The organism is Sphingopyxis sp. (genome assembly GCF_035565275.1).
Lineage (GTDB): Bacteria > Pseudomonadota > Alphaproteobacteria > Sphingomonadales > Sphingomonadaceae > Sphingopyxis.
On sequence record NZ_DATMST010000254.1, the window covers coordinates 1 to 6,619 of the forward strand.

7 protein-coding genes are annotated in these 6,619 nt (G+C 63.0%); 6 read left to right on the forward strand and 1 reads right to left on the reverse strand.

The window, feature by feature from the left end; all coding sequences use genetic code 11:
* Nucleotides 1-17: 17 nt before the first annotated feature.
* The 3 genes from ykgO to VN047_RS17375 all read left to right on the forward strand — a co-directional run bounded on the left by ykgO (nt 18) and on the right by VN047_RS17375 (nt 1,193).
* On the forward strand, nt 18-143 hold the full coding sequence (gene ykgO / locus VN047_RS17365) for a type B 50S ribosomal protein L36 (RefSeq protein ID WP_003046794.1): 126 nt from the start codon (nt 18-20) through the stop codon (nt 141-143).
* A 97-nt stretch (nt 144-240) separates the two neighbouring features.
* On the forward strand, nt 241-852 hold the full coding sequence (locus VN047_RS17370; RefSeq protein WP_325544865.1) for an HAD family phosphatase: 612 nt from the start codon (nt 241-243) through the stop codon (nt 850-852).
* Nucleotides 852-1,193: a hypothetical protein gene (locus VN047_RS17375; protein WP_325544867.1), complete on the forward strand. Its 342-nt coding sequence runs from the start codon at nt 852-854 to the stop codon at nt 1,191-1,193. The genes VN047_RS17370 and VN047_RS17375 overlap by 1 nt, the downstream gene beginning before the upstream one ends.
* A gap of 101 nt (nt 1,194-1,294) precedes the next feature.
* Here the strand turns inward: VN047_RS17375 and VN047_RS17380 are convergent, their stop codons facing one another.
* The gene (locus VN047_RS17380; protein ID WP_414712730.1) at nt 1,295-3,460 is read right to left on the reverse strand and encodes a S9 family peptidase; all 2,166 of its coding nucleotides are present in this window, start codon (nt 3,458-3,460) and stop codon (nt 1,295-1,297) included.
* An 84-nt stretch (nt 3,461-3,544) separates the two neighbouring features.
* Here VN047_RS17380 and VN047_RS17385 point away from each other — a divergent pair, with 84 nt between their 5' ends.
* The 3 genes from VN047_RS17385 to VN047_RS17395 all read left to right on the forward strand — a co-directional run bounded on the left by VN047_RS17385 (nt 3,545) and on the right by VN047_RS17395 (nt 6,555).
* Nucleotides 3,545-5,371 carry an aminopeptidase P family protein gene (locus tag VN047_RS17385; protein WP_325544869.1) on the forward strand — a complete coding sequence of 609 codons (1,827 nt, stop codon included), beginning with the start codon at nt 3,545-3,547 and terminating at the stop codon, nt 5,369-5,371.
* 7 nt (nt 5,372-5,378) lie between these two features.
* Nucleotides 5,379-5,840, forward strand: coding sequence for a thioesterase family protein (locus VN047_RS17390; RefSeq protein ID WP_325544871.1), 462 nt, complete (start codon nt 5,379-5,381; stop codon nt 5,838-5,840).
* A gap of 253 nt (nt 5,841-6,093) precedes the next feature.
* Nucleotides 6,094-6,555, forward strand: a complete 462-nt coding sequence (locus VN047_RS17395; protein ID WP_325544873.1) for a hypothetical protein — start codon at nt 6,094-6,096, stop codon at nt 6,553-6,555.
* Nucleotides 6,556-6,619: the final 64 nt, after the last annotated feature.

Below are 6,619 nucleotides of genomic sequence, written 5' to 3' on the forward strand. Positions count from 1 at the left end.
ATTTACGGACAGAGATCATGAAGATTCGCAACAGCCTGAAGTCGCTGAAGGACCGCCACCGGGATAACCGCGTTATCCGCCGCCGTGGCCGCACCTATGTGATCAACAAGACCAACCGCCGCTTCAAGGCGCGCCAGGGCTGATGCCCCCGCGCGGGGTGTTTTCGCCCCGTTTGCTTGTGAAGAACAGCGTTACGCCGTCGGATGCTTCCGGCGGCGCTTTCGCGTGTCCGGAGGCTGCATGATTCGGCAGAGCGTGATTTTCGACGTCGGCCGCGTCCTGTTCGACTGGGACCTGCGATATCTGTTCGCCAAGCTGATCGCCGATCGGGACGAGCTCGAATGGTTCGTGACGAACGTCGTCACGCCGCAGTGGCATTTCCAGCATGACGCCGGCCGGCCGCTCGCCGAAATGGTCCCCGAGCTGAAGGCCGAATTTCCCGATCATGCGCCGCTGATCGACGCCTATGCGACGCGCTTTAACGAAACGATTCCGGCGCCGGTGCCCGGGAGCCTCGAACTGGTCGAACGCCTCGACACCGCGGGCGTGCCCATGTTCGCGATCACCAACTTCGGCCATGAATTCTGGGAAGGCTTCCGACCGACCCAACCGGTGTTTCATCGCTTTCGCGACATCATTGTCTCGGGCACCGAGAAGCTGCTGAAGCCCGATCCCGCTATCTACCATCTCGCGATCGAGCGATTCGGCATCGACCCCGCGGGCGCGCTCTTCATCGACGATGTCGCCGCGAATGTCGCGGGCGCCGAATCGGTCGGCATTGCCGCCCATCGATTCGAAGATGCGGCAACGCTGGAAGCGGACTTGATCGCGCGCGGATATCTGACGGCTTGATGAGCAGGGCGGATCGCCTTGAACGCCTCGACGCCCGCCGTGTCGAGCTGGAAGCCGAATATGAGGCCGTCCTGCTGGAGGCGTTGCGCGGGGTTGCGGGCGGCTCGTGGGGCTTGTTCGGCCACACCAAGGATCGCGCTGCGCACGCCAAATGGGAACCTGTCGTCACCGACCTGTGCGACCGAGGCGACGAGATCGACCGGATGCGCGATCAACTCGGATTGCAGCCGTTCGCGTTGCATGAAGAATTCGAGGCATCGCGCGGCCCGGTGTCCACGAACGCTCCGGGCGAGCCCAAGCAGGCCAAGGCGTGGCTGGAGCGATTGGGCAAGGACGTTTAGGCGTTTACGCGTCATCCAGTATCGTCATTTGCGAAAGCGGAAACCCGGCAAGCAACCGTCTGAACCGGGTTTCCGCTTCGCGGGAATGACGACGGTTGTGATTATTTCTCCACCCCGAGCTGCGTCAGCACGAATGCAAACTCTTCGGCATCCTCGCGCAATGCGCCCCAGCGCCCCGACTTGCCCGCATGGCCCGCGCCCATGTTGGTACGCAGCAGCAGCGTCGCGTCGTTGGTGCGCGTCGCGCGGAGCTTCGCGACCCATTTCGCGGGTTCCCAATAGGTCACGCGCGGGTCGTTGAGGCCGGCCGACACGAGCATCGGCGGATAGGCCTTTGCCGTGACATTGTCGTAGGGGCTGTAGCTCAGCATATAGTCGAACGCCGTCTTGTCGGTGATCGGATTGCCCCATTCGGGCCATTCGCCGGGGGTCAGCGGCAGCGTTTCGTCGACCATCGTGTTAATGACGTCGACGAAGGGCACGCCCGCGAGCACCGCGCCCCAAAGTTCGGGCGCCTGATTATAGACCGCGCCCATCACCTGCCCGCCCGCCGAGCGGCCCTCGATCGAAATCTTGCCCGCGCTCGTATATTTGGCGGCGATCAGCCCCTTGGCCACATCGACAAAGTCGTTGAACGTATTCTTGCGCTCGGTCGTCTTGCCCGCGAGGTACCAGGCGCGGCCAAGGTCGTCGCCGCCGCGGACGTGCGCGATGGCGTAGATCATCCCGCGATCGACGAGGCTCAAGCGCGTCGTCGAAAAGCCCGGCGGGACACGATAGCCGTATGATCCGTAGACATAGAGGTGCATCGGTGCGCTGCCGTCGCGCGGCGTATCCTTCTTGTAGACAAGCGACACCGGGACCGGGGTGCCATCGCGCGCGGGCATGTTTACCAATTCGGTTACATATTCGTCATGATTATAACCGGAAGGAATCTCCTGCACCTTCAGCGTCTCGAGCTTGCCGTTTGCGAGATCATAATCGAACACGGTATCGGGCGTGACCATCGATTCATAATCGAGCCGCAGCTTGTCCTGATGATATTCGGGATTGTCGCCGAGCCCCGCCACATAGGTCGCCTCGGGGAATTTGATCCGGCCCGAGGTCAGCGGCGCGTCATATTTGCGGACATCGACCTGATCGACGCCCTTCTCGCGCGATTCGAGCACGAAATAGTCGCGGAAGATCGAAAGGCCGGTGAGGTAATTCGCGTCCGATCCCGGGATCAGAGGCTTCCATTCGCCAGGCGTCTTGATGCTGGCGGTTGCGACGCGGAAATTGGGGTGCTCGTCGTTGGTGTAGACATAGAGCGTCCCGTTTCTCTCATCAACGCTATACTCGCGGCCCTTCTTTCTTGCCGACACAAGTTGCATCTTCGCTTCGGGATTGTCGGCGGGGAGCAGATAGACCTCGCTCGTTTCGTTATCGCCCGTCGCGATCACGATATAATTGTCGGCAGCGGTCTTGCCGATGCCCACACCGAAGCCGATGTCGGCTTCCTTGTAGAGCAATTTGTCGTCGGCAACCGGCGTACCAAGCTTGTGCAGCCGGACATTGTCCGTGCGCCAATTCTCGTTCGCGAGGCCATAGAGGATCGCGTCGTTCCCCGAAGTCCAGACGAGCGACGACAGCGTGCCGGGGATGGTGTCGGGGAGCAGTTCGCCCGTCTCCAGATTGCGGATGCGCGCCTCGAACCGTTCGGAGCCATTGTCGTCGAACGAATAGGCCATCAGCCTGCCGTCGGGGCTGACTGACACCTCCGCGAGACGGAAATATTCCTTGCCCGCGGCCATTGCGACCTCGTCGAGGATCAATACGGATTCGCCGGAACCCGACGCTGGCTTCCGGTACCATTTCTTGTACTCGGCACCCTCCTCATATTCGACCCAGTAGACCCAGTCGCCATCCTTCTGCGGCACGCTCGAATCGGCTTCCTTGATCCGCCCCTTCATTTCCTGGAACAAGGTCTCGACCAGCGCCGCGTGCGGTTTCATCGCCGCGTCGAAATACGCGTTTTCGGCCTTCACATAGTCGAGCACATCCTTGTCATCGACCGTCGGATAGCTCTCATCCTTCAGCCAGTGGTAGGGATCGGACAGCGTCTTGCCGTGCAGCGTCATCTCGTGCGGGCGCTTTTCCGCAACCGGGGCGGCTGGCGGAGCAGGGGTATTGCTGGTCAATGCGGCGTCTTTCTCTTTGGCAAACAGAGGGGGGGCGAACAGGGCAGGCGACACGACAAGCGGGGTGGCAATTGCTGCCAGAAACATCCAAATAGCGCGCATCGAAAAATCCCCCGCGGTGTCGCCCCGATTGGGCGGGATCGCCTGCGATGTAGGAACAAGGAACCAGCCATGTCCAGCCCCGTCCACGCAGAACGCCTCGCCCGCGTCCGCGCCGAACTTGCCGCGCGCGGTCTCGACGGCTTCGTCGTGCCGATCAGCGACGAGCATATGAGCGAATATGTCGGCGCCTATGCGCAGCGCATGGCGTGGCTGACGGGCTTCGGCGGCTCGGCCGGGACCGCGGCGGTGCTGCCGCACAAGGCCGCGGTGTTCGTCGACGGGCGTTACACGGTGCAGGTGCGCGACCAGGTCGACGGATCGCTGTTCGACTATGTCAGCGTGCCGCAGTCGAGCGTAGCCGAATGGCTCGGCGCCAACGTTAGCGCGGGCCAGAAGGTCGGCTACGACCCGTGGTTGCACAGCATCGACTGGGCGCGGTCGCTCGAAAAGGCTCTCGCCGCGAAGGGCGCGAGCCTCGTTGCCGTCACGCCCAACCCGCTAGACGCCGCATGGGATGACCAGCCGGCGCCGAGCGACGCAGCGGTGACCGTCCACGATGCCGCGCTGGCGGGGCAAGGCGCGGTCGAGAAACGCGCTATTATCGCCGACTGGCTGAAGGCGAAGGGCCTCGACACGACGGTGATGACCGCGCTCGATTCGATCGCCTGGACGTTCAATATCCGGGGCACCGATGTCAGCCACACCCCGGTCGGGCTTGCGTTCGCGCTGCTCCATGCCGATGCGACCGCCGACCTGTTCATCGCGCCCGAAAAGGTCACCGACGCGGTGCGCGCGCATCTCGGCAACAGCGTGCGCATCCACGATCGCAACGCATTCGAAGCGGCGCTAGCCGATCTGAAGGACAAGAAGGTGGCGGTCGATCCGGACCGCGCGGTCGCCGCGATCTTTACTGCGCTCGACGCCACGGGCGCGAAGATCGAGCGTCACCGCGACCCCGCGGTGCTGCCCAAGGCGATCAAGAACGGCGCCGAACTCGATGGCACGCGCGCGGCGCATGTCCGCGACGGCGTCGCGGTCGCGCACTTCCTGAAATGGATGGAAGAAGTCGCGCCGCAGGGCGGGCTCGACGAACTCGGCGCGGCGGCGAAGCTTCGCGAATTCCGCGACCGGAGCGGGGCGCTCAAGGATCTGTCGTTCGACACCATCTCGGCGGCCGGCCCCAACGGCGCGCTGCCGCACTACAAGGTCGACGAAACGACCAACCGCGCGGTAGAGACCGGCACGCTCTATCTCGTCGATTCGGGCGGGCAATATGCCGACGGCACGACCGACATCACGCGCACGATCGCGATCGGTGCGCCGACCGCCGAAATGCGCCGCCGCTTCACGCAGGTGCTGAAGGGCCATATCGCGCTCGCCACCGCGCGCTTCCCCAAGGGGACGCGCGGCAGCCAGCTCGACATTCTCGCACGGCAATATCTGTGGGCCGACGGGGTCGACTATGCGCACGGCACCGGTCACGGGGTCGGATCCTATCTCGCGGTCCACGAAGGGCCGCAGCGCATCGCAAAGCCTGCCGGCGGACAGGCGGGAACCGAGGAAGCACTGCACGCGGGCATGATCCTGTCGAACGAGCCCGGCTATTACAAAGCGGGCCATTTCGGCATCCGCATCGAGAATCTCGTCGTCGTGACGCCGCAAAACATCGCGGGCGCCGAGGAGGACATGCTGGGGTTCGAGACGATCACCTTCGCGCCGATCGCGCAGAACCTTGTCGACGTATCGCTGCTCTCGGCTGCCGAGGCCGACTGGCTCGACGCCTATCACGCCGCGGTGTTCGAGAAGATCGGCGCCGGGATGGAAGGCGAGGAGCGGGCATGGCTCGAGGCGGCGTGCGCGCCGCTCGACCGCACCCCTGCCGCGCTCGCGGCCTGATCCGCGCATGACCGATATCCGCAACGACGTGCCGCTCGCCGATTTCCGCGTGCAGGAGCGCGTGCGCGTGCGCTTCAACGAGATCGACGGGCAGAATATCGTCTTCAACGCGAATTATCTGGTCTACGCCGACGTCGGCGTCACCGAATATTTCCGCGCGCTCGGCGAGGGGCAACCCGGACCCTATTTTCACCAATATGGTACAGACATCCGCGAAACGCGCTGCGAGATCGACTATCACGCGCCTGCGCGCCTCGACGAGCTGATCACGATCGCGGCGCGAATCAGTCGTTTCGGCCGGACCAGCTTCACGCTGCATTGTGGAATTTTTCGCGATTCGGAACGACTTACCGACATAGAGATCGACTATGCGCATATCGATACCGACAGCGGGCAACCGACGCCGCTGCCGGGAAGCTTCATCGCGGAAGTGAGGCGATTTGAAACGCGGATCCCCGCGCAGGATTGATTCGCACGAGCCGAATCGACCCTCTCAACCAAAAAAGTCGAAAAAAAGGGCCGCCCGAAGGCGGCCCGTGAAAGTTTTGGGAGAGGATGCCTAAAAGGCAAGTGTGATATTGCACTGCACAATGAATTTCGCAACTGCGAAAACAGCATCTGCAATTGCATTTTTTGCAATTGAGAACGCTCGCACCGGTCAATCGATGCAATCCTTCCCCCTCGCAAATCATCGCGACATCGCCTAAATTGGGCCCATGGGAATGTTCGGTAACATGGATGTGGGCGGCGGCCTGTCGGATTTCTGGGCCTATGTCCGCGAACCACGGCCGCACCGCTGGGCCAGTTGGGGCGTCGCGCTGGCGCTGACGTGGCTCGTCTTTCACGGCGTCGAGCAATATCTGATCCCGTATGAGAAGCCCAAGCAGCAAATCATTTACTTCGAGAATTGGACAGCGAAACGCAGCGCGGCCGAGATTCGCGCCGACTGGGTCGCGCGCGCCAAGGAAACAACGCTGCGCAACGCCGAAAAGCGTGCCGAGTATCAGCGCTTTGCCGATAGCCTGGGCATCGAATATGATTCGGCCGAGGCGGACAAGGTAACGCGCGAAACGCTGGGCGAAGAAGCCGCGGCGGCAGCGAAGAAAAAGCCCGCGCCGGTGCAGCTACGCTCGACGCTCGCCGAACGTGCGGCGCGGGGCGAGCAGCCCAAAGCCGCTGACTGACGAGATGCAGCGCCCGCCCGCCGATGCCGACTGGATGGCGGCCGCCATTGCATTGTCGCGGCGC